The sequence below is a fragment of the Campylobacter sp. BCW_6465 genome (assembly GCF_001762815.1).
GTDB classification, from domain to species: Bacteria; Campylobacterota; Campylobacteria; order Campylobacterales; family Campylobacteraceae; genus Campylobacter_D; species Campylobacter_D jejuni.
Map to the genome: position 1 here is coordinate 28,054 of NZ_MJXN01000101.1, position 18,769 is coordinate 46,822.

An 18,769-nucleotide genomic window follows, 5' to 3' on the forward strand; every position below is an offset into this window, starting at 1 on the left:
TATCTAAAAAATTTAAGGATAAATATGTTTAATTTTATAACCACTCTTTTAAAAACCAATCTTTATTTTTTAGAAGAAAAAAACCACAAGCAAAAATTCAAATCAAACCCATATAATCTCACTTTAAACAGTCTGATGATGAATTTTTAAATTTATTATTTTCTTTTCTAGTGCCACAAAGCGATGAAGATAAGAATTTTATAGAAAAAACTCGCACAAAAATCAAAAGAAAATGAGCATAATATTGTTCTGATAAAAAATCCGAATTTTAATGCTTTAATAGACACGGGGTTTTTAGATACTATTGGCACATTAAAAGAAAAATTGCATATCCACAAAACCGATTTTAAAGATATCACTCATATTATCTTAACACATGCACATCCTGATCATATAGGAGCTTTAATGAGCGAAGAAAATCTTTTTCCAAAAGCTCAAATTTTAATCGATAAAAAAGAATATGATTTTTAGATCAAAAGCGATAGACAAGAAATTAAAAACACTTTGCTTAAACTTAAAAATATAGAATTTATTAACCACTCTAAAGATTTAATCTTTCAAAATTCAGGCATTAAAGCCGTACCTGCTTACGGGCATACCCCAGGTCAAAATGCTATAATAATTGATGATAAAATAGTCTTTTGGGGAGATTTACTTCACCTTTATGATATACAAATCCCAAAACCTAAAATCGCTATAAAATTTGATATAGATCAAAATGAGGCTATACAAACAAGGGAAAAACTACTTAAAGAATTTAAAGAAAGAAAACTCAAAGTTATAGGGACTCATATGTCTTTTATTGAGCCTAAATTTTTAGATTAATTACTTAAAAATTACTAAAAATTAAGTAAAAATTTTAATAATTTTTGCTAAAATTATAGCCTTTTTATTTCATGAAAGGAGAAAATTTTGGCAAAAGATGATGTAATTGAAATTGATGGCACCGTACTTGAAGCATTGCCTAATGCAAATTTCAAGGTTGAACTTGACAACAAACATGTAATTTTATGTCATATTGCAGGAAAAATGCGTATGCATTATATAAGAATAATGCCAGGTGATAAAGTAAAAGTAGAACTTACACCTTATAGCCTTGATAAAGGGCGTATAACTTTTAGATATAAATAATCTAAGTTATTTAAAAGCTAATTTTAGATAAAATTAGAGTTTTTGCGACAAATTACATCGAACTATATGAAGAAGTATTTTTAAAATCCACCACTTATTTTGAAAATAGTTGGTTATTCATAAAACCTGATGTAGTCGTAAATCAAGTGGAATTCATTCAAGGAGACGCTCATGAAAGTGAGACCATCGGTTAAAAAGATGTGCGACAAGTGCAAAGTAGTTCGCCGTAAAGGCGTGGTTCGCATTATTTGCGAAAATCCAAAACATAAACAAAGACAAGGATAAACATGGCTCGTATTGCAGGTGTGGATTTACCAAAGAAAAAAAGAATTGAGTATGGACTAACCTATATTTATGGTATAGGGCTTTTCACTTCAAGAAAAATTCTAGATAAAGTAGGAATTTCTTATGATAAAAGAGTTCATGAGTTAAGTGAAGATGAAGCAGCAGCTATCCGTAAAGAAATTCAAGAAAACTATATGGTTGAAGGGGACTTGAGAAAACAAGTTGCTATGGATATTAAAGCACTTATGGATTTAGGAAGCTTTAGAGGCTTAAGACACAGAAAAGGCTTACCAGTTCGCGGACAAAAAACAAAAACAAACGCAAGAACTAGAAAAGGTAAGAGAAAAACTGTTGGTGCAAAATCATAAGGATAAATCATGGCAAAAAGAAAAATCGTAAAGAAAAAAGTAGTTAAAAAAAATATAGCAAAAGGTATTGTTTATATCAGTGCGACTTTTAACAATACTATGGTTACAGTAACTGATGAAATGGGAAATGCTATCGCTTGGAGTAGTGCAGGTGGTTTAGGATTTAAAGGTTCTAAAAAATCAACTCCTTATGCAGCACAACAAGCAGTAGAAGACGCTTTAAATAAAGCAAAAGAACACGGAATTAAAGAAGTAGGCATTAAAGTACAAGGACCAGGAAGCGGTAGAGAAACTGCTGTTAAGAGTGTAGGTGCTATGGAAGGAATTAAAGTAACTTTCTTAAAAGATATCACTCCATTAGCTCACAATGGTTGCAGACCGCCTAAGCGTCGTCGTGTCTAAGATATTAAGAAAAATTTAGGAGAATATTATGGCAAGATATAGAGGACCAGTAGAAAAATTAGAAAGACGCTTTGGTGTTAGCTTAGCATTAAAAGGGGAAAGAAGACTAGCTGGCAAAAGTGCACTAGATAAACGCCCTTATGCACCAGGACAACACGGAGCAAGAAAAGGTAAAATTAGTGAGTATGGACTTCAATTAAGAGAAAAACAAAAAGCTAAATTTATGTATGGAGTAAGTGAAAAGCAATTCCGTCGTTTATTTGCTGAAGCAGCAAGAAGAGAAGGAAATACAGGGGTATTACTTATCCAACTTTTAGAACAAAGATTAGACAATGTAGTATATAGAATGGGTTTTGCTACAACACGTCGTTTTGCAAGACAACTTGTAACACATGGACATGTTTTAGTAAATGGTAAAAGAGTGGATATTCCTAGCTTTAGAGTAGAAGCAGGTGCTAAAATCGAAATCATCGAAAAAAGCAAAAACAATCCTCAAATTACAAGAGCTATCGAACTTACAGCACAAACTGGAATCGTTGCTTGGGTTGATGTTGAAAAAGATAAGAGATTTGGAATTTTCACAAGAAAACCTGAGAGAGAAGAAGTTGTCATTCCGGTTGAGGAAAGATTTATCGTTGAGCTTTACTCTAAGTAATAGGGGCTAAATATGAGAAACATTACAACATCTGCTTATACGCCAACAGAATTTACAATAGAAAACATTAGTGATACTGTGGCTAAAATCAGTGCTTGGCCTTTTGAGATCGGCTATGGAATCACCCTAGCCCATCCTTTACGCCGTTTGCTTTACACTAGCACCATAGGATATGCTCCAACTGCAATTCATATTGATGGCGTAGCTCATGAATTTGATAGCATGCGTGGTATGCTTGAAGATGTAGCACTTTTTATCATTAATCTAAAAAAACTACGCTTTAAAATTAAAGGCGAATCAAATAAAGAAATAGTAGAATTTAGCTTTAAAGGCTCAAAAGAAATTTACGGCAAAGATCTAAATAATGATCAAGTAGAAGTAGTAAATAAAGACGCCTATCTAGCAACAATCAACGAAGATGCTGAACTCAAATTCACATTGATTGTTGAAAAAGGTATTGGCTATGTACCAAGCGAAGAAATTAAAGAGCTTTTAAATGATCCTAAATTTATAGCTTTAGATGCTTTCTTTACACCTGTAAGAGAAGCAACCTATGATATTGAAAAAGTTTTATTTGAAGATAATCCTGATTATGAAAAAGTGGTTTTAACCGTAACAACTGATGGACAAATCACTCCAAATGAGGCTTTTCAAAATGCTCTAGAAGCTATGTATAAACAATTATCAGTATTTGATAAAATTACCAATGTTAGAAGCGTAATTAAAAATCAAGCAACAAGCAATGAACTAGAAAATACTAAATTATTGCAAAACATTACAGATTTAAATTTAAGTGCTAGAAGTTATAATTGTCTTGAAAAAGCAGGAGTAGTTTACATAGGTGAGCTTGCTTTGATGAGTGTAAGTGAACTTGCAGGGCTTAAAAATTTAGGTAAAAAATCTCTTGATGAAATTAAAAACATCATGGAAAGCATAGGTTTTCCTGTGGGAACTTCTAAGCTTAGCGATAATAAAGAAATACTTAAAAATAAAATCGCAGAATTAAAAGCACAAAACGAAGGATAAAGAATGAGACATAAACATGGATATAGAAAACTTGGCAGAACTTCATCTCATCGTGCTGCCTTATTAAAAAATTTAACTATAGCTTTAGTAAATAGTGGAAAAATCGAAACTACTCTACCAAAAGCTAAAGAATTAAGAGGTTATGTAGAAAGATTGATTACTAGAGCAAGACTTGGAGATTTTAACGCTCATAAAGCAGTTTTTGCTTCATTACAAGATAAAAACGCTACTAATAAATTAGTGACTGAAATTGCTCCAAAATTCAAAGATCGCAATGGTGGATATACAAGAATCATCAAAACAAGAATTCGCCGTGGTGATGCTGCTGAAATGGCTTTCATCGAATTTGTGGCTTAATCAAATCCTAGCTTTTGCTAGGATTAATACTTCAATTAAATACCCTAAAAATAAAAAGTTTTAAATAATTATTTTAAATAAAATTAAATTTATTTATTTTTCAAAACCCTTGCTAAAAATTCAACTACTTATGCTAATATAAGTTTTTAATTTTTAATTTCAAGGATATGTTATGCAAGAAAACACTCGTTTACGCATTGCGATACAAAAATCAGGTAGACTTTCAAAAGAATCCATAGAGCTTCTTTCAGAATGTGGTGTTAAAATGCATATCCATGAACAAAGTTTGATCGCTTTTTCTACAAATTTACCTATAGATATTTTACGCGTTAGAGATGATGATATCCCTGGGCTTATTTTTGATGGTGTTGTAGATTTAGGTATTATAGGGGAAAATGTTTTAGAAGAAAATGAACTTGAACGCCAGTCTTTAGGAGAAAATCCAAGTTATAAGCTTTTAAAAAAGCTAGATTTTGGATATTGCCGTCTTTCTCTTGCCTTACCTCAAGAAAAAAAATTTCAAAATTTGAAAGATTTTGAAGGCTTAAGGATAGCTACTTCTTATCCACAACTTTTAAAGCGTTTTATGAAAGAAAATGGGATTAATTATAAAAATTGTATGCTTACAGGTTCTGTTGAAGTAGCCCCTAGGGCAAATTTAGCCGATGCAATTTGCGATCTTGTTTCAAGCGGGGCAACTTTACAAGCAAATAATCTTAAAGAAGTTAAAGTCATTTATGAATCTCGTGCTTGTTTGATTCAAAAAGAAAATGCTTTAAGTAAAGAAAAACAAGCTTTAGTGGATAAAATTATGTTGCGTGTAGCAGGAGTAATGCAAGCAAGAGAATCTAAATACATTATGCTTCATGCTCCAAAAGAAAAGCTTGATAAAATTCAAGCCCTACTTCCAGGAGTTGAAAGACCAACCATCTTACCTTTAGCACACGATGAAAAAAATGTAGCTTTACATATGGTAAGTAAAGAAAATCTTTTTTGGGAAACCATGGAGGCTTTAAAAGAAGAAGGTGCGAGTTCGATTTTGGTTCTGCCTATAGAAAAAATGTTAAAGTGAGTAAAAAATGCAAATTTTAGTATATGATAATTTAGATGAAAAACAAAAAGAAGAATCATTAAAACGCCCTGCTATAAGTGCGAAAGATGAAATTTCAAAAATAGTAAGTTCTATCATTAAAGAAGTGCAAGAAAAAGGCGATGAAGCTTTGATAGAACAAGCTTTAAAATTTGATAAGGCTGAAATTTCTAATATTAAAATCACTCAAGAAGAAATTACTCAAGCAAGTAATCGTTTGGATAAAGATTTACAAGACGCTATTTTAGTAGCTTATGAAAATATCAAAAAATTCCACGAAGCCCAAATCCCACATGAAATCGCTCTTGAAACTACAAAAGGCGTTAAATGTGAGGTTTTAACACGCCCTATAGAAAAAGTAGGACTTTACATACCAGGGGGTTTAGCACCTTTGTTTTCAACGGTTTTAATGTTAGCTATCCCTGCAAAAATTGCAAGTTGTGAAAAAATCGTTTTAGCAAGTCCTGCAAAAATCAATGATGCCGTGCTTTTTTGTGCCAAGCTTTGTGGCGTGGATGAAATTTATCAAATGGGCGGTGCAGGAGCTATAGCAGCTTTGGCCTACGGTACGCAAAGTGTTTTAAAGGTGGATAAAATTTTTGGCCCAGGAAATGCCTTTGTAACCGAAGCAAAACGCCAAGTAAGTAGCGATATAAACGGAGCGACTATTGATATGCAAGCAGGACCTAGTGAAGTTTTAGTAATAGCTGATGATTTGGCTAATGAAAAATTTGTAGCTAGTGATTTGCTTTCACAAGCTGAACATGGTGCAGATTCTCAAGTGATTTTGGTGTGTTTAAGTCAAAATTTTGCTAAAAAAACAAGCGATGAAGTCCAAAGTCAATTAGAACTTTTGCCTCGCAAAGAGCTTGCAAGCAAAAGCATTGCTAATTCACGCATTATCATAGCTAAAGATTTAAATCAAGCCTTAGAAATTTCAAATCTTTACGCTCCTGAACATTTGATCATACAAACTCAAAATCCACGAGAACTTTTAAAAGGTGTGAAACACGCAGGATCGGTATTTTTAGGAGCTTATTCTCCAGAGTCTATGGGTGATTATGCAAGTGGAACTAATCATGTTTTACCTACTTATGGACTTACTAAAACGCATTCTAGTTTAGGTTTGGCAGATTTTAGTAAAAGAATGACCGTTCAAGAGCTAAGCAAAGAAGGCTTTCTAGCTTTAGGTAAAAGTGTTGAAATTTTAGCACAAAATGAGCATTTAGATGCACACAAAAATGCAGTAACTTTTCGTTTAGAGAGCTTAAAATGAGTCAAAAAATTCTTTTTATAGATAGAGATGGCACTTTAATAGAGGAGCCAAAAAGCGATTTTCAAATCGATACTCTTGAAAAATTGCGTTTTGAAAAAGATGCTATTCCTACTCTTTTAAAACTAAAAAATTTTGGATTTAAATTTGTCATGGTAAGCAATCAAGATGGTCTTGGAACGCCAAGTTTTCCAAAGGAAAATTTTGAAATCGCTCATGAAAAAATGCTTGATATTTTAAAAAGTTGTGGTATAGAATTTCAAGATATTTTTATTTGTCCGCATTTTGAAAATGAAAATTGTGCTTGTAGAAAACCTAAAACCGCTATGTTAGAAGAATATATCAAACACGAACTTTATAACAAGGAGCAAAGTTTTGTTATAGGAGATCGTGAGAGTGATATGATCTTAGCTTCAAATTTAAGTGTGCGTGGTTTAAGATACGGCGAACTTTCTTGGAAAGAAATAGAAAATGAAATTTTAAGTTCTTTTAGAAGTGCGAGTTATCAAAGAACTACTAAAGAAACAGATATAAAAGTAAAAGTGTGCTTAAATGGGGGCAAGGTTAGCATTAAAACAGGTATTGATTTTTTTGATCACATGTTAGAGCAAATCGCTGTACATGGAGGTATAGGGCTTGAAATTTCTTGCAAAGGGGATTTAGAAATCGATGAGCATCATAGCGTTGAAGATGTAGCCTTAGCACTTGGAGCTTGTATCAAAAAAGCTTTAGGGGATAAAATCGGCATTGCAAGATATGGTTTTGCTTTACCTATGGATGAGTGTTTGGCAAGTTGTGCGATGGATTTTTGCAATCGTCCTCATTTAGTCTATAAAGCCAAATTTAAAAAATCTCATTTAGGAGCTTTAAGCACAGAAATGATCGAACACTTTTTTTATTCTTTAAGCTATGCTATGGGTGTGAGTTTGCATTTAAAAGTTAAAGGTAAAAACGATCACCATAAAGCCGAAGGGCTTTTTAAAGCCTTTGCAAAAGCTTTGAAAATGGCAGTAAAAATAGAAAGTGAAAATTTAGCCAGCTCTAAAGGAGTGATATGAAAATCATCATCATCGATACAGCCTGTGCGAATTTGGCATCTTTGAAATTTTGTTTGGATAGATTAGGTTTTAATGCAACTATCAGTAGGGATTTAAAAGAACTTGAAAGTGCGGATAAGCTTTTTTTACCTGGAGTGGGTACTGCAAAAGAAGCGATGAAAAATTTAGAACAATTTAATCTTATTGATTTTATTAAAAATACCAAAAAACCTTTACTTGGTATTTGTTTAGGTATGCAAATTTTAGGAAATTTTTCCGAAGAATTAAATCAAGAAACCTTAAAACTCATAGATTTTACAACTCAAAAATTTAAAGCTAAAGAAGGCTTTACTTTTCCACATATGGGATGGAATCAAGTTCATAGCTCTCATGCTTTGTTTAAAGGTTTAGAAGGGGCTTATTTTTATTTTGTGCATAGTTATTGTGTAGGACTTGGAGAATACACTATAGCAGATTGTGAGTATTCGCAAAAATTTAGCGCAAGTGTAATGAAAGATAATTTTTACGGGGTGCAATTTCACCCTGAAAGAAGCAGTGAAGCGGGAGAAATTTTAATTTCAAATTTTATTAAGGATATAGGATGACTCAAATCATACCCGCACTCGATCTTATAGATGGCGAAGTGGTGCGTCTTGTAAAAGGGGATTACGAACAAAAAAAAGTATATAAATACAATCCCTTAAAGAAATTTAAAGAATACGAAAAAGCAGGAGCGAAAGAACTTCACCTTGTAGATCTTACAGGCGCAAAAGATCCTAGCAAAAGACAGCTTGTTTTGATAGAAAAATTAGCTAAAGAAGTCAGTGTCAATCTACAAGTAGGTGGAGGCATACGCTCTAAAGAAGAAGTTAAAGCTTTGCTTGATTGTGGAGTAAAAAGAGTAGTGATAGGATCTATGGCGATTAAAGATGTGACTTTATGTCTTGAAATTTTAAAAGAATTTGGTAATGAAGTTATAGTTTTAGCCTTAGATACGATTTTGAAAGAGGATTATGTTGTGGCTGTAAATGCTTGGCAAGAAGCAAGCGATAAGAAGCTTATGGAAGTTTTAGATTTTTATAGCAATAAAGGCTTAAAACACATACTTTGCACAGATATTTCAAAAGATGGCACCATGCAAGGAGTAAATATAAGACTTTACAAACTTATTCATGAAATTTTTCCTAATATTTGCATTCAGGCAAGTGGTGGAGTAGCGAGCTTAAAAGACCTTGAAAACTTAAAAGGAATTTGTAGTGGGGTTATCGTAGGAAAAGCTTTATTAGACGGAGTTTTTAGCGTAGAAGAAGGAATAAGATGCTTACAAAACGCATAATTGCATGTTTAGATGTCAAAGATGGCAGAGTAGTAAAAGGAACACAATTTAAAAACCATAAAGATATGGGAGATATCATAGAGCTTGCTAGGTATTATTCTCAAAATGGTATTGATGAGCTTGTTTTTTATGATATTGCTGCAAGCGCTAGAAAAGAACGCATATCAAGAGAATGGGTAAGTGAAGTAGCAAAAAATATCAATATTCCTTTTTGTGTTGCAGGGGGTATTAAAAGCGAAGAAGATGCAGCTGAACTTTTGGCTAATGGGGCAGATAAAATTTCTATCAATTCTCCTGCTTTAAATGATCCAAGCCTAATCACACGCCTTGCTAAAAGCTTTGGCGTGCAATGCGTAGTAGTAGGGATTGATAGCTTCAAAGATGAAAATGGAAATTTAAAAGTATTTCAATACACAGGCGATGAAAAAACAAGCAAACATAGTGGAAAAAGCACTTTAGAATGGGTTAAAGAAGTGCAAGATCTAGGCGCAGGTGAAATTGTTTTAAATATGATGAATCAAGATGGTGTTAAAAATGGCTATGATTTAGAACAATTAGAAGCTGTATATAAAATTTGTAAAGTACCTTTGATCGCAAGCGGGGGAGCGGGAAAAATGGAGCATTTTTTAGAAGCTTTTAAACTAGGTATAGATGGGGCTTTAGCTGCTTCTGTTTTTCATCAAAAACTTATAGACATTAAAGAATTAAAAATTTATCTTAAAAATCAAGGCTTAAGTATAAGGATATAATATGCAAAATTTCAAAGAACTTAATGAAAAAATTGCTTGGCAAAAAGTGGATCATCTTTTACCTGTCATCATCCAAGATGCAAAAACTTGTGAAGTTTTAATGCTAGGCTTTATGAATAATGAAGCCTTAGAAAAAAGCTTAGAAAGTGGCAAAGTAGTCTTTTTTTCACGCACAAAACAGCGTCTTTGGATGAAGGGTGAAGAAAGTGGAAATTTCTTAAATATCATAGATTTAAGCTTGGATTGCGATAATGACACGCTTTTAATTTTAGCAAATCCTGTAGGGCCTACTTGTCATACGGGCAATATTTCTTGTTTTGAAAAAATTTCTAAAAATGCGGATTTTGTTTTTCTAGCCAGACTTGAAAAACTTATCAATTCACGCAAAAATGCCGATGAAAATACTTCTTATACAGCAAAACTTTTCAAAAATGGTACAAAACGCATCGCACAAAAAGTTGGTGAAGAAGGTGTAGAAACAGCTTTAGCAGCGACAGTAAAAGATAAAGAAGAGCTTATTTGTGAAGCAGCGGATTTAATGTATCATTTAAGTGTTTTACTTGCAGATGCAAATCTTAGTTTCTCAGATGTGATTTCAAAGTTGAAAGAAAGACATAAAGCTTAAAGCTTTATGTAAATAAATTTGTATCAATGCAAGGCTTCATTAAGTTTGACTGCTTTTTTGTTTAAAGCTACTATCATAGCACCACTTATAGAATCTTGACGAAAATGTAGGCCATTTAAACCTTTAAGCTCTAAGCCTTTATAAATTTCTTTATCAAAATTAAAATAAGGATTAAGTTTAGCAAGTTCCTCAGCATCTTTGAGTAAAAATTTCGTTCCTTCTAGCACCGCAATACCTGCATCAACTATACAATTATCCCCTAAAGGAATTCCTGTAACTGAATTAGCTCCTAAAAGACAAGCCTTACCTACGCTTATAGCATTGCCACTTGTTCCACTTAAAACACCTAAAATCGAAGCTCCTCCACCTACATCAGAACCTTCTCCTACTATAGCACTTGAGCTAATACGCCCTTCAACCATACAAGCTCCTGTTGTACCTGCATTAAAATTCACATAACTTGCCCCTGGCATGATGGTTGTTCCTGCTGCTAAAGATGCACCCATTCTTACTTTAGAACTTTCTAAAATTCTTGTATTATCTTCAGGGATAATATGTGCTAAAAATCTTGGAAATTTATCAACAAAATCGATTTTTGGATATTGATTGCTCATTTTTAAACGCATTTCATTTGCTCTTAAATACTCAAGCTCGATAGGCTTATCATCGCTCCAAGCTACATTGCTTAAAAGTCCAAAAGCTCCATTTAGATTGATACTTCTTAAAGGTACTTTTTTAGTAGAAAGCAAATAAAGTTTTAGATAAACACTTTCTACACTTAAAGGTTCTTTATCTTCAAAAAGACAAACAAAAGCAAATTCATCGTCTTTAAATTTATCTTTGATAATCTTTAATAAATCGATATTTTGATGCCCCTCTTCTTCTAAAAAAGGTTTAAAACAAGAAAGTGCAAAATCAATATCTTCTAATTTCAAAGTTTGCACAAACTCACTCGCATTAAAATCAATCTCCACGCCCCTTTGCATAAAAGCTTCAAGCATGATTGCCGCTGAGCCAAAATTTTGCTCATAGTTAATCAAAGCAAAACTTGCTTGTAAGATTTTATTTTTATTTAACTGTCCTCTATCAAGCCTTGCTATACCAAAAGCTTTAGGTTTTTTATAGCCACTTTTTTGCTCGATTTGTTTGATTAAAAGTAAAAAATCTTCTTTAGTATTAATCATTTTCTTTTCCTTATCCACTTAATTTTTAATGCGAACACGCACTTTTTCCATTCATCACAGGTTGTATAGCAGAATTATCCGCACCACCTTCATTGTTAATCTTTTCTATAAAGCTCCAAATTTTTTCAGTCGCCATTAAATAACGCTTTGAACTCACACTTTCAGGGTGATAAAAACTCACAGGCTTGCCTTCATCTCCACCTTCTCTTACTATCATTTCTATAGGAATTTGTGCTAAAACTTCACTTTTATAAGCTTTTGCCATATCCTCAGCTGTTCCTTTACCAAAAATATCATACTCTTTACCATTATCAGGGCATAAAAATCCACTCATATTTTCAATCACACCCGCTATAGGAATGTGAAGTTTATTAAACATATCTAAAGCTCTTTTACTATCGTCTAAAGATACGGTTTGAGGCGTGCTTACGCAAACTCCTGCAGTAATAGGAATACTTTGTGCAGAAGTAATTTGCGCATCACCTGTTCCTGGAGGCATATCTAAAAACAATACATCAAGTTCAGGCCAAATCACATCAGCTAAAAGTTGCTCGATTGCTTTCATAATCATAGCTCCACGCCACATAAGACCTTGACCCTCTTCAATCAAAACCCCCATACTCATCATATAAACACCATGAGTTAAAATAGGCTTTAATCTCTGCCCTACTACTTCAGGCTGAGTTTTGGTTTCACCTAGCATTCTTGGAATATTTGGCCCATAAATATCCGCGTCTAAAATACCTACTCTTTTTCCCATTTTAGCCATGGAAATTGCTAAATTTACTGTAGTTGTAGATTTACCCACACCACCTTTTCCACTTGAAACCATGATGAAATTTTTTACTTGTGGAGCGATATTTTTTCCACTTCTTGAATTACTTTTTTCTTCAGGAAATTTTGGAGCGATGATATTAAGTTCGATATTTTTTAAAGCCAAACTCGATAAAGCTTCAGTAGCATTTTTACGAATTTCATTGGCTACTTCAGGATTTGCTGAAACGATTTCTATATCAATGAATACACCATCATCTTGAATTTTAATATCTTTTACAAAGTTAAAACTCACTATATCCTTTTCAAAACCAGGATATTTTACAGTTTTTAATTTCTCTAAAATTTGTTCTTTCATGTCTTTTCCTTGTCTTTTAAAAAAATCAATTTTACTAATAAAATGATAAAATTTAGCTTTTTATAAGTGTATAATATGGTAACATTATAAAAACCAACAATATTAAAAAGAGGAATAAAAAAATGAGTGAAATGAGCCTCATTATGTTAGCAGCTGGAAATTCTACTCGTTTTAACACAAAGGTAAAAAAACAATTTTTACGACTTGGAAATGACCCTCTTTGGCTTTATGCAACAAAAAATTTAAGCTCTTTTTATCCTTTTAAAAAAATAGTTGTTACCTCTAGTAATATCACTTATATGAAAAAATTTACTAAAAACTATGAATTCATAGAAGGTGGTGATACCAGAGCAGAATCCTTAAAAAAAGCCTTAGAGCTCATAGATAGTGAATTTGTTATGGTAAGTGATGTAGCAAGGGTATTGGTGAGTAAAAATTTGTTTGATCGTTTGATTGAAAATTTAAATAAAGCAGATTGTATTACCCCTGCTTTAAAAGTTGCAGATACAACGCTTTTTGACAATGAAGCCTTACAAAGAGAAAAAATCAAACTCATTCAAACCCCGCAAATTTCTAAAACCAAATTGCTTAAAAAAGCCTTGGATCAAAACCTAGAATTTACAGATGATAGCACAGCTATAGCTGCAATGGATGGAAAAATTTGGTTTGTTGAAGGTGAAGAAAATGCAAGAAAACTAACCTTTAAAGAAGATCTTAAAAAGCTTGATTTGCCTAAACCTAGCTTTGAAATTTTTACTGGTAATGGTTTTGATGTGCATGAATTTGGAGAGAATCGCCCTTTGCTTTTAGCAGGAGTGCAAATTCATCCTACTATGGGGCTTAAAGCACACAGCGATGGAGATGTTTTAGCTCACTCTTTAACCGATGCGATTTTAGGTGCTGCAGGACTTGGAGATATAGGAGAGCTTTATCCTGATACTGATATGAAATTTAAAAATGCCAACTCCATGGAGCTTTTAAAACAGGCTTATGATAAAGTCAGAGAAATAGGTTTTGAACTCATTAATATAGACATTTGCATCATGGCACAAAGCCCTAAACTTAAAGACTTTAAACAAGCTATGCAAAGTAATATAGCTCATACTTTAGACTTGGATGAATTTAGAATCAATGTTAAAGCCACAACAACGGAAAAATTGGGTTTTATTGGAAGAAAAGAAGGTATGGCAGTGCTTAGTAGTGTAAATTTAAAATATTTTGATTGGACAAGATTATGAAAGTTTTAATTATTGAAAATGAAATTTATCTAGCGCAAAGCATTAGCATTAAACTAAGTGATGCTGGATATAGCTGTGAAATTATCAACTCATTTGATGAATACAATGGTGAAAAATACTATGATATTGTACTGCTTTCTACAAATACTAATAATTTTCTAAAAGCCGTAGGTCAGTTTAAACATAGTATTATTATTTTGCTTATTTCTTATATAAGTACAGATACAGTTTCAAATCCTTTGAAATTAGGCGCTAGTGATTATATTCAAAAACCCTTTATGATAGAAGAGCTGATTAGAAAAATAAAGCATTATCAAGATTTTAGAAAACTTTCAATCCTTAATAAAGCTTATCAAAGCTATATCAAATCAAGATTAGAAACAATCAAAATTCCAGAGTATAATTATAAAAAATTAAAACTTCCATTGATATTAAAATCCAACAAGCAAAGCAGTGCTGATGCTTTTGTTTTTAATTATGCAAATGAATGTGACATTACTCTTTCTTTTATTGATTTAACATCTACAAATTCAGTTGAAAAAGTTATGAAACTTCCCACAGAAAACAATCTCTTATTTTTGAGTAATTTTCAAGCATTAAAAGCAACAGAAAAGGAAAAACTCCTAGATTTTATACAAAACAAAAATGTTATTTTGCATACCAATTCAAATACAGATGATTTAAAAATAAACTGCATTAATTTAAATGATAATGAAAAAAATATCGATAGCAATGAAATTTTAACCATAGATGAGTATGTAAAATATGTTATTATAAACTACCAAAATATATTTCCTGATACTGATCTTTCAAAAAAATTAGGCATTTCACGTAAATCTTTATGGGAAAAAAGGAAGAAATATGAAATCAGCAAGAAAAAATAAAAACATTACCATAGATCAAAATCAATTTGGCATCTTATCACTTATTAAAGAAGGTTTATTAGGTACTTGCACTCATTTAATGAATGAAAAAGAAGTCAATGAAATCATTAAATCAAGAAAATTTAAAGGAGAAAGTTTTCCCTATCCCTTAAGCTTTGCACCAAAAAATGCTGAAGAAGCAGTAAATGATATAAAATCTGGCGATAGAATCGATCTAATACTAGATGAAAAAGTAGTAGGACATATAGATTTTAAAAGCCAATTTAAAAATAATAAAAAATTTTCTGATATTTTCAATCCCAACACTTGCTCTCTAAAAGATATAGGAACAACTTGCATAAGTGGAAAAATAGAAATTTACAATTCTCAAATTAAAAAAATAAAAGAAAATTTTCAACAAATCAAAAACAATCTTAATGCACAAAAAATTACCGCTATAGTTTCAAGTTTTGATCCTTTGCATCGTGCCCATGAAAGGATGTTTCGTTGGACCATTGATAAAGCAGATTTAGTTGTAATTTTTCTTGTAGAATCTTTTGATGCAAATGGGTTTGAATTCGAACTTAAAGAAGCTTATTTGAAAAAATTTATTCAAAACTATCTTCCACCGGATAGAATTTTCATTTTTCCATTAAAAAATATTAATATTTTTCACGCCCATTTAAATCCTGGTTTAGAAAGCATTATCGCAAAAAGTCTAGGTTGTACCAAACTAGTAGTAGGACAAAATCATACAGGACTTGGAATGTTTTATGATGATAATCAACCAAAAACCATACTTGATGATTTTTCCAAGGATTATGGCATAGAAGTGATTGTTTTGCCTGAATTTGTATTTTGCGATCAATGTCGCATGATTGTTAGCACAAGATCTTGCCCTCATGGTTGTCATCACCATTTGCACTATAATTCTCAGTCTTTAAAAGATTTACTAAGAGCGGGTATCATTCCTCCAGCAATTTTCATGCGCAAGGAAGTATCTAGTATTATTTTAACTTCTCTTTTTCCAAATAGATTAAAAAATATGCAAAAAATTTATAATGAGCTTTTTCCAACTGATGGAATTTTAGAATACAAAAATGATGAAGAATTTTATCAAAAACTTTTAGAAATTCATCAAATGTCTTATATGGTGTAACAAAATGCAAAAATTATTTTTAACTTTTTTTTATTCAGGTTCTATAAAAAAGGCAAGTGGGACTTTTGGTACTATCGCTGCTTTAATACCTGCTTTTTTTATACTTAAATATCTCGGGATTAATACTTTGTTTTTACTAAGTATTTTAATTTTTGTTGCAAGTATTCGTGTTATAGATGATTATGAAAAAAAAACAGGAATTCACGATGACAAACACATAGTTATCGATGAAGTTGCTGGGGTTTTTCTTGCTTGTGCTATTGCAGCAAGTGTTGAAAACTCGATAGTCAATTTTATTTTGGCTTTTGTTTTATTTAGACTCTTTGACATTACAAAACCTTCTATTATTGGCAAGATAGATAAAAAAGTCAAAGGCGGACTAGGTGTAATGCTTGATGATATGCTAGCAGGATTGTTTGCTGGACTTTTAAGTGCGGTAATTTATGGATTTTTACTTAAATTTAATTTAGTTTTTTGGGATATAAATTTAAAGGATTTATTTTGAAATTTTGCTTAAATTAATTAAATTTTAAATTTTATTCTTATATAATTTAGTCTTTAATTTCAAAAAAGGAAAATATAAATGGCAAACCATAAATCTGCTGAAAAAAGAGCAAGACAAACTATTAAAAAAACAGAAAGAAATAGATTCTATAGAACAAGACTTAAAAATATAACTAAAGCCGTAAGAGAAGCTGCAGCAAATGGAGATAAAAATGCTGCTAATGAAGCTTTAAAAGTAGCTAATAAAAGCATTCATGCTATGGTAAGTCGCGGTTTCATTAAAAAACAAACTGCTTCTCGCCGTGTAAGCCGCTTAGCCCTTTTAGTAAATAAAATCGCATAATTTTCTATATAGTTTTTAATGTTAGCTGGCAAACTAGATCCTTTTTTAAAACGCTTTGAAGAGTTAAATTCTCTTCTTAGCAGTTCTGATATACTCAACGATATCAGTAAAATGACTACACTCTCTAAAGAACAAAAAAATTTAGAACCTATCGTTTTAAAAGCTAAAGAGTATTTAAAAACTTTAGACAATATAGAAGAAAATAAAGCTTTGCTAAACGATCCAGAACTTGGGGAACTTGCGAAAGAAGAACTAAAAACTTTAGAAGAATTAAAACCAAAACTTGAAGAAGAGATTAAAATTTTACTTCTTCCTAAAGATCCCAATGATGAAAGAAATATTTTTCTTGAAATTCGCGCAGGCACAGGTGGCGATGAGGCATCTTTATTTGTAGGAGATCTTGTAAAAGCTTATGCAAGATATGCTGAAAATCGCGGCTATAAACTTGAGATTGTAAGCTCTAGCGAAGGAAGTGTAGGTGGATTTAAAGAAATCATCATGCTTGTTAAAGGAACAGGAGCTTATTCAAGACTTAAATATGAAGGTGGAACGCACCGTGTTCAAAGAGTTCCTCAAACAGAATCCCAAGGACGCGTGCATACTTCTGCTATCACCGTGGCAGTAATGCCAGAAGTTGATGATATAGAAATCGAAATCAATCCAAACGATCTTAAAGTTGATGTTATGCGATCTTCAGGACATGGTGGACAAAGTGTAAATACTACTGATTCGGCTGTTCGTATCACTCATGTCCCTACAGGTATAGTTGTAGTCAATCAAGATGGAAAAAGCCAACACAAAAATAAAGAAAGTGCGATGAAAGTCCTAAAAGCAAGGCTTTATGAAATGCAAGAGAGTGAAAGACTAGCAAAAGAAAGCGAAGCAAGAAAATCACAAGTAGGAAGCGGAGATAGAAGCGAACGCATTCGCACTTACAATTTTCCACAAAATCGTATCAGCGATCATAGAATAAATCTTACTTTATATCGCTTAGATGCCATTATGCAAGATGGGCTTTTTGATGAAATCATAGAACCTTTAATCACTCATCATCAAGCCCAAGCTTTACAAGAACAAAATTTATAAGATTTTATATAAATTAATGCTTATGTGGGAATTTATGTGGATTTCCACTAGCACCTACATGTGAAACATTTCCATTTTCTATATCATAAGCTTGACCAAAACCTTTTACAAAGCGTCCTTTTTTAAATTCAAGCTTTACTAGATGAAAATCAAGCATCTTGCGTATAGTTTTAATGCCTCCTTCTCCTCCGGTTTGTTTTTCAAACTCATCATAAATTTGATCAAATCTTTCACCTCTCTCTAAAAAGCTTGCATTTACTCTATAGCGCAATCTTTTGCGAAGTATAACAGAAGCAGCTTTACTCTCATCCTCTAAAAACATTATTTCCATATTGTTTGGATTTACTTTGATGTTGTTAAAATGTTCACTTACTTCACTTATATAAATATAATTTCCCCATTGTGTGCTTACAAAAGGTGCATACGAGCAAACAACTTCTCCATTTGCATTTAAAGTTGCCAAAGCTACAGAATTAAAACTTAGCATAAATTCATTTAATTCTTTTTCTACGCTACTAAAATTTTGCTCACTCTTTGCACTCATGCAAAGGGATATTATAGTATCTTTAATTGTGTTTTCATCGGCTTTTTTAGGAAATTCCACTCGTAAATTTTCTTTATCATTGTAAACAAGATCTAAGCCATTAAAATCAACACTTTTTAGAAAAACATCTTGCACTTGCTCAATACCACCAAATTTTTTACAAAGATCAACTAAATTTGATTTATGATGATCATTCATATGAGAAATAATGCTTTCAAAATTCATTTTTATCCTTTCTTGATTTTAAAATAAAATATTAAAAAAAATGGTATCAATTATCAAATTAAAAATAACTTAAAATATAAAAATTATCTATTTTAACAAAAATTTATACTAAATTAAGTTAATAAAGGATAAATTTCGTTCTAAATTATTATGATAT

Annotated in this window: 23 protein-coding genes and 1 pseudogene; 21 read left to right on the forward strand and 3 right to left on the reverse strand. The window is 31.9% G+C overall.

What is annotated here, in order from left to right; all coding sequences use genetic code 11:
* The first annotated feature begins 24 nt into the window (after window positions 1-24).
* The 15 genes and pseudogenes from AJ886_RS10300 to hisIE all read left to right on the forward strand — a co-directional run bounded on the left by AJ886_RS10300 (window position 25) and on the right by hisIE (window position 10,334).
* A pseudogene (locus AJ886_RS10300) lies at window positions 25-825 on the forward strand (MBL fold metallo-hydrolase).
* Window positions 826-912: 87 nt separating this feature from the next.
* On the forward strand, window positions 913-1,131 hold the full coding sequence (gene infA / locus AJ886_RS07295; RefSeq protein ID WP_002781436.1) for a translation initiation factor IF-1: 219 nt from the start codon (window positions 913-915) through the stop codon (window positions 1,129-1,131).
* 171 nt (window positions 1,132-1,302) lie between these two features.
* Window positions 1,303-1,416 (forward strand): 50S ribosomal protein L36, encoded by a 114-nt coding sequence (gene rpmJ / locus AJ886_RS07300; RefSeq protein WP_002781429.1) that lies wholly within the window; start codon window positions 1,303-1,305, stop codon window positions 1,414-1,416.
* 2 nt (window positions 1,417-1,418) lie between these two features.
* Window positions 1,419-1,784: a 30S ribosomal protein S13 gene (gene rpsM / locus AJ886_RS07305; protein ID WP_002800121.1), complete on the forward strand. Its 366-nt coding sequence runs from the start codon at window positions 1,419-1,421 to the stop codon at window positions 1,782-1,784.
* 9 nt (window positions 1,785-1,793) lie between these two features.
* Window positions 1,794-2,186, forward strand: a complete 393-nt coding sequence (gene rpsK, locus AJ886_RS07310; RefSeq protein WP_002779544.1) for a 30S ribosomal protein S11 — start codon at window positions 1,794-1,796, stop codon at window positions 2,184-2,186.
* A gap of 28 nt (window positions 2,187-2,214) precedes the next feature.
* The gene (gene rpsD, locus AJ886_RS07315) at window positions 2,215-2,841 is read left to right on the forward strand and encodes a 30S ribosomal protein S4 (protein WP_002856574.1); all 627 of its coding nucleotides are present in this window, start codon (window positions 2,215-2,217) and stop codon (window positions 2,839-2,841) included.
* A gap of 12 nt (window positions 2,842-2,853) precedes the next feature.
* Window positions 2,854-3,867 carry a DNA-directed RNA polymerase subunit alpha gene (locus AJ886_RS07320; protein ID WP_002932419.1) on the forward strand — a complete coding sequence of 338 codons (1,014 nt, stop codon included), beginning with the start codon at window positions 2,854-2,856 and terminating at the stop codon, window positions 3,865-3,867.
* Between the two features lie 3 nt (window positions 3,868-3,870).
* Window positions 3,871-4,224, forward strand: a complete 354-nt coding sequence (rplQ, locus tag AJ886_RS07325; RefSeq protein WP_070239828.1) for a 50S ribosomal protein L17 — start codon at window positions 3,871-3,873, stop codon at window positions 4,222-4,224.
* 172 nt (window positions 4,225-4,396) lie between these two features.
* Window positions 4,397-5,296 carry an ATP phosphoribosyltransferase gene (gene hisG, locus AJ886_RS07330; RefSeq protein ID WP_002873484.1) on the forward strand — a complete coding sequence of 300 codons (900 nt, stop codon included), beginning with the start codon at window positions 4,397-4,399 and terminating at the stop codon, window positions 5,294-5,296.
* A 7-nt stretch (window positions 5,297-5,303) separates the two neighbouring features.
* Window positions 5,304-6,590, forward strand: a complete 1,287-nt coding sequence (hisD, locus tag AJ886_RS07335; RefSeq protein ID WP_070283781.1) for a histidinol dehydrogenase — start codon at window positions 5,304-5,306, stop codon at window positions 6,588-6,590.
* On the forward strand, window positions 6,587-7,645 hold the full coding sequence (gene hisB / locus AJ886_RS07340) for a bifunctional histidinol-phosphatase/imidazoleglycerol-phosphate dehydratase HisB (protein ID WP_070283780.1): 1,059 nt from the start codon (window positions 6,587-6,589) through the stop codon (window positions 7,643-7,645). The genes hisD and hisB overlap by 4 nt, the downstream gene beginning before the upstream one ends.
* Window positions 7,642-8,229 (forward strand): imidazole glycerol phosphate synthase subunit HisH, encoded by a 588-nt coding sequence (hisH, locus tag AJ886_RS07345; protein ID WP_002862245.1) that lies wholly within the window; start codon window positions 7,642-7,644, stop codon window positions 8,227-8,229. The genes hisB and hisH overlap by 4 nt, the downstream gene beginning before the upstream one ends.
* Window positions 8,226-8,960, forward strand: coding sequence for a 1-(5-phosphoribosyl)-5-[(5-phosphoribosylamino)methylideneamino]imidazole-4-carboxamide isomerase (gene hisA / locus AJ886_RS07350; protein WP_070283779.1), 735 nt, complete (start codon window positions 8,226-8,228; stop codon window positions 8,958-8,960). The genes hisH and hisA overlap by 4 nt, the downstream gene beginning before the upstream one ends.
* The gene (hisF, locus tag AJ886_RS07355) at window positions 8,942-9,709 is read left to right on the forward strand and encodes an imidazole glycerol phosphate synthase subunit HisF (protein WP_002862247.1); all 768 of its coding nucleotides are present in this window, start codon (window positions 8,942-8,944) and stop codon (window positions 9,707-9,709) included. Before hisA ends, hisF begins: the two co-directional genes overlap by 19 nt.
* A gap of 1 nt (window position 9,710) precedes the next feature.
* Complete coding sequence (gene hisIE, locus AJ886_RS07360; protein WP_070277685.1) at window positions 9,711-10,334, forward strand: bifunctional phosphoribosyl-AMP cyclohydrolase/phosphoribosyl-ATP diphosphatase HisIE; 624 nt, start codon at window positions 9,711-9,713, stop codon at window positions 10,332-10,334.
* 23 nt (window positions 10,335-10,357) lie between these two features.
* Here hisIE and AJ886_RS07365 read toward each other — a convergent pair whose 3' ends face one another.
* Together AJ886_RS07365 and AJ886_RS07370 are read right to left on the reverse strand one after the other, a co-directional pair.
* Window positions 10,358-11,518 carry a tetrahydrodipicolinate N-succinyltransferase N-terminal domain-containing protein gene (locus tag AJ886_RS07365; RefSeq protein WP_002866583.1) on the reverse strand — a complete coding sequence of 387 codons (1,161 nt, stop codon included), beginning with the start codon at window positions 11,516-11,518 and terminating at the stop codon, window positions 10,358-10,360.
* A 25-nt stretch (window positions 11,519-11,543) separates the two neighbouring features.
* Window positions 11,544-12,650, reverse strand: coding sequence for an Mrp/NBP35 family ATP-binding protein (locus tag AJ886_RS07370; protein ID WP_070277687.1), 1,107 nt, complete (start codon window positions 12,648-12,650; stop codon window positions 11,544-11,546).
* A 122-nt stretch (window positions 12,651-12,772) separates the two neighbouring features.
* On the opposite strand from AJ886_RS07370, the gene AJ886_RS07375 reads away from it, so the two are divergent.
* The 6 genes from AJ886_RS07375 to prfA all read left to right on the forward strand — a co-directional run bounded on the left by AJ886_RS07375 (window position 12,773) and on the right by prfA (window position 17,843).
* On the forward strand, window positions 12,773-13,888 hold the full coding sequence (locus tag AJ886_RS07375; protein WP_070287473.1) for a bifunctional 2-C-methyl-D-erythritol 4-phosphate cytidylyltransferase/2-C-methyl-D-erythritol 2,4-cyclodiphosphate synthase: 1,116 nt from the start codon (window positions 12,773-12,775) through the stop codon (window positions 13,886-13,888).
* Entirely contained in the window at window positions 13,885-14,772 is an 888-nt protein-coding gene (locus tag AJ886_RS07380) for a response regulator (RefSeq protein WP_002866587.1), read from the forward strand. Before AJ886_RS07375 ends, AJ886_RS07380 begins: the two co-directional genes overlap by 4 nt.
* On the forward strand, window positions 14,750-15,910 hold the full coding sequence (locus AJ886_RS07385) for a sulfate adenylyltransferase (protein WP_070239843.1): 1,161 nt from the start codon (window positions 14,750-14,752) through the stop codon (window positions 15,908-15,910). Before AJ886_RS07380 ends, AJ886_RS07385 begins: the two co-directional genes overlap by 23 nt.
* A 4-nt stretch (window positions 15,911-15,914) precedes the next feature.
* The gene (locus tag AJ886_RS07390) at window positions 15,915-16,415 is read left to right on the forward strand and encodes a phosphatidylglycerophosphatase A (protein ID WP_002858951.1); all 501 of its coding nucleotides are present in this window, start codon (window positions 15,915-15,917) and stop codon (window positions 16,413-16,415) included.
* 78 nt (window positions 16,416-16,493) lie between these two features.
* Complete coding sequence (gene rpsT, locus AJ886_RS07395) at window positions 16,494-16,757, forward strand: 30S ribosomal protein S20 (RefSeq protein WP_002856547.1); 264 nt, start codon at window positions 16,494-16,496, stop codon at window positions 16,755-16,757.
* 18 nt (window positions 16,758-16,775) lie between these two features.
* A complete protein-coding gene (gene prfA / locus AJ886_RS07400; RefSeq protein ID WP_070287474.1) occupies window positions 16,776-17,843 on the forward strand; it encodes a peptide chain release factor 1 in 1,068 nt (355 codons plus the stop codon).
* 13 nt (window positions 17,844-17,856) lie between these two features.
* Here prfA and AJ886_RS07405 read toward each other — a convergent pair whose 3' ends face one another.
* Complete coding sequence (locus tag AJ886_RS07405; RefSeq protein ID WP_070287475.1) at window positions 17,857-18,612, reverse strand: HugZ family heme oxygenase; 756 nt, start codon at window positions 18,610-18,612, stop codon at window positions 17,857-17,859.
* Window positions 18,613-18,769 lie beyond the last annotated feature (157 nt).

Excerpts from the sequence above, each read along its gene's own strand:
- rpmJ (WP_002781429.1), top strand. The coding sequence starts at position 1,303 with ATGAAAGTGAGACCATCGGTTAAAAAGATGTGCGACAAGTGCAAAGTA.
- rpsM (WP_002800121.1), top strand. The coding sequence starts at position 1,419 with ATGGCTCGTATTGCAGGTGTGGATTTACCAAAGAAAAAAAGAATTGAG.
- rpsK (WP_002779544.1), top strand. The coding sequence starts at position 1,794 with ATGGCAAAAAGAAAAATCGTAAAGAAAAAAGTAGTTAAAAAAAATATA.
- rpsD (WP_002856574.1), top strand. The coding sequence starts at position 2,215 with ATGGCAAGATATAGAGGACCAGTAGAAAAATTAGAAAGACGCTTTGGT.
- AJ886_RS07320 (WP_002932419.1), top strand. The coding sequence starts at position 2,854 with ATGAGAAACATTACAACATCTGCTTATACGCCAACAGAATTTACAATA.
- rplQ (WP_070239828.1), top strand. The coding sequence starts at position 3,871 with ATGAGACATAAACATGGATATAGAAAACTTGGCAGAACTTCATCTCAT.
- hisG (WP_002873484.1), top strand. The coding sequence starts at position 4,397 with ATGCAAGAAAACACTCGTTTACGCATTGCGATACAAAAATCAGGTAGA.
- hisD (WP_070283781.1), top strand. The coding sequence starts at position 5,304 with ATGCAAATTTTAGTATATGATAATTTAGATGAAAAACAAAAAGAAGAA.
- hisB (WP_070283780.1), top strand. The coding sequence starts at position 6,587 with ATGAGTCAAAAAATTCTTTTTATAGATAGAGATGGCACTTTAATAGAG.
- hisH (WP_002862245.1), top strand. The coding sequence starts at position 7,642 with ATGAAAATCATCATCATCGATACAGCCTGTGCGAATTTGGCATCTTTG.
- hisA (WP_070283779.1), top strand. The coding sequence starts at position 8,226 with ATGACTCAAATCATACCCGCACTCGATCTTATAGATGGCGAAGTGGTG.
- hisF (WP_002862247.1), top strand. The coding sequence starts at position 8,942 with ATGCTTACAAAACGCATAATTGCATGTTTAGATGTCAAAGATGGCAGA.
- hisIE (WP_070277685.1), top strand. The coding sequence starts at position 9,711 with ATGCAAAATTTCAAAGAACTTAATGAAAAAATTGCTTGGCAAAAAGTG.
- AJ886_RS07365 (WP_002866583.1), bottom strand. The coding sequence starts at position 11,518 with ATGATTAATACTAAAGAAGATTTTTTACTTTTAATCAAACAAATCGAG.
- AJ886_RS07370 (WP_070277687.1), bottom strand. The coding sequence starts at position 12,650 with ATGAAAGAACAAATTTTAGAGAAATTAAAAACTGTAAAATATCCTGGT.
- AJ886_RS07375 (WP_070287473.1), top strand. The coding sequence starts at position 12,773 with ATGAGTGAAATGAGCCTCATTATGTTAGCAGCTGGAAATTCTACTCGT.
- AJ886_RS07380 (WP_002866587.1), top strand. The coding sequence starts at position 13,885 with ATGAAAGTTTTAATTATTGAAAATGAAATTTATCTAGCGCAAAGCATT.
- AJ886_RS07385 (WP_070239843.1), top strand. The coding sequence starts at position 14,750 with ATGAAATCAGCAAGAAAAAATAAAAACATTACCATAGATCAAAATCAA.
- AJ886_RS07390 (WP_002858951.1), top strand. The coding sequence starts at position 15,915 with ATGCAAAAATTATTTTTAACTTTTTTTTATTCAGGTTCTATAAAAAAG.
- rpsT (WP_002856547.1), top strand. The coding sequence starts at position 16,494 with ATGGCAAACCATAAATCTGCTGAAAAAAGAGCAAGACAAACTATTAAA.
- prfA (WP_070287474.1), top strand. The coding sequence starts at position 16,776 with ATGTTAGCTGGCAAACTAGATCCTTTTTTAAAACGCTTTGAAGAGTTA.
- AJ886_RS07405 (WP_070287475.1), bottom strand. The coding sequence starts at position 18,612 with ATGAATTTTGAAAGCATTATTTCTCATATGAATGATCATCATAAATCA.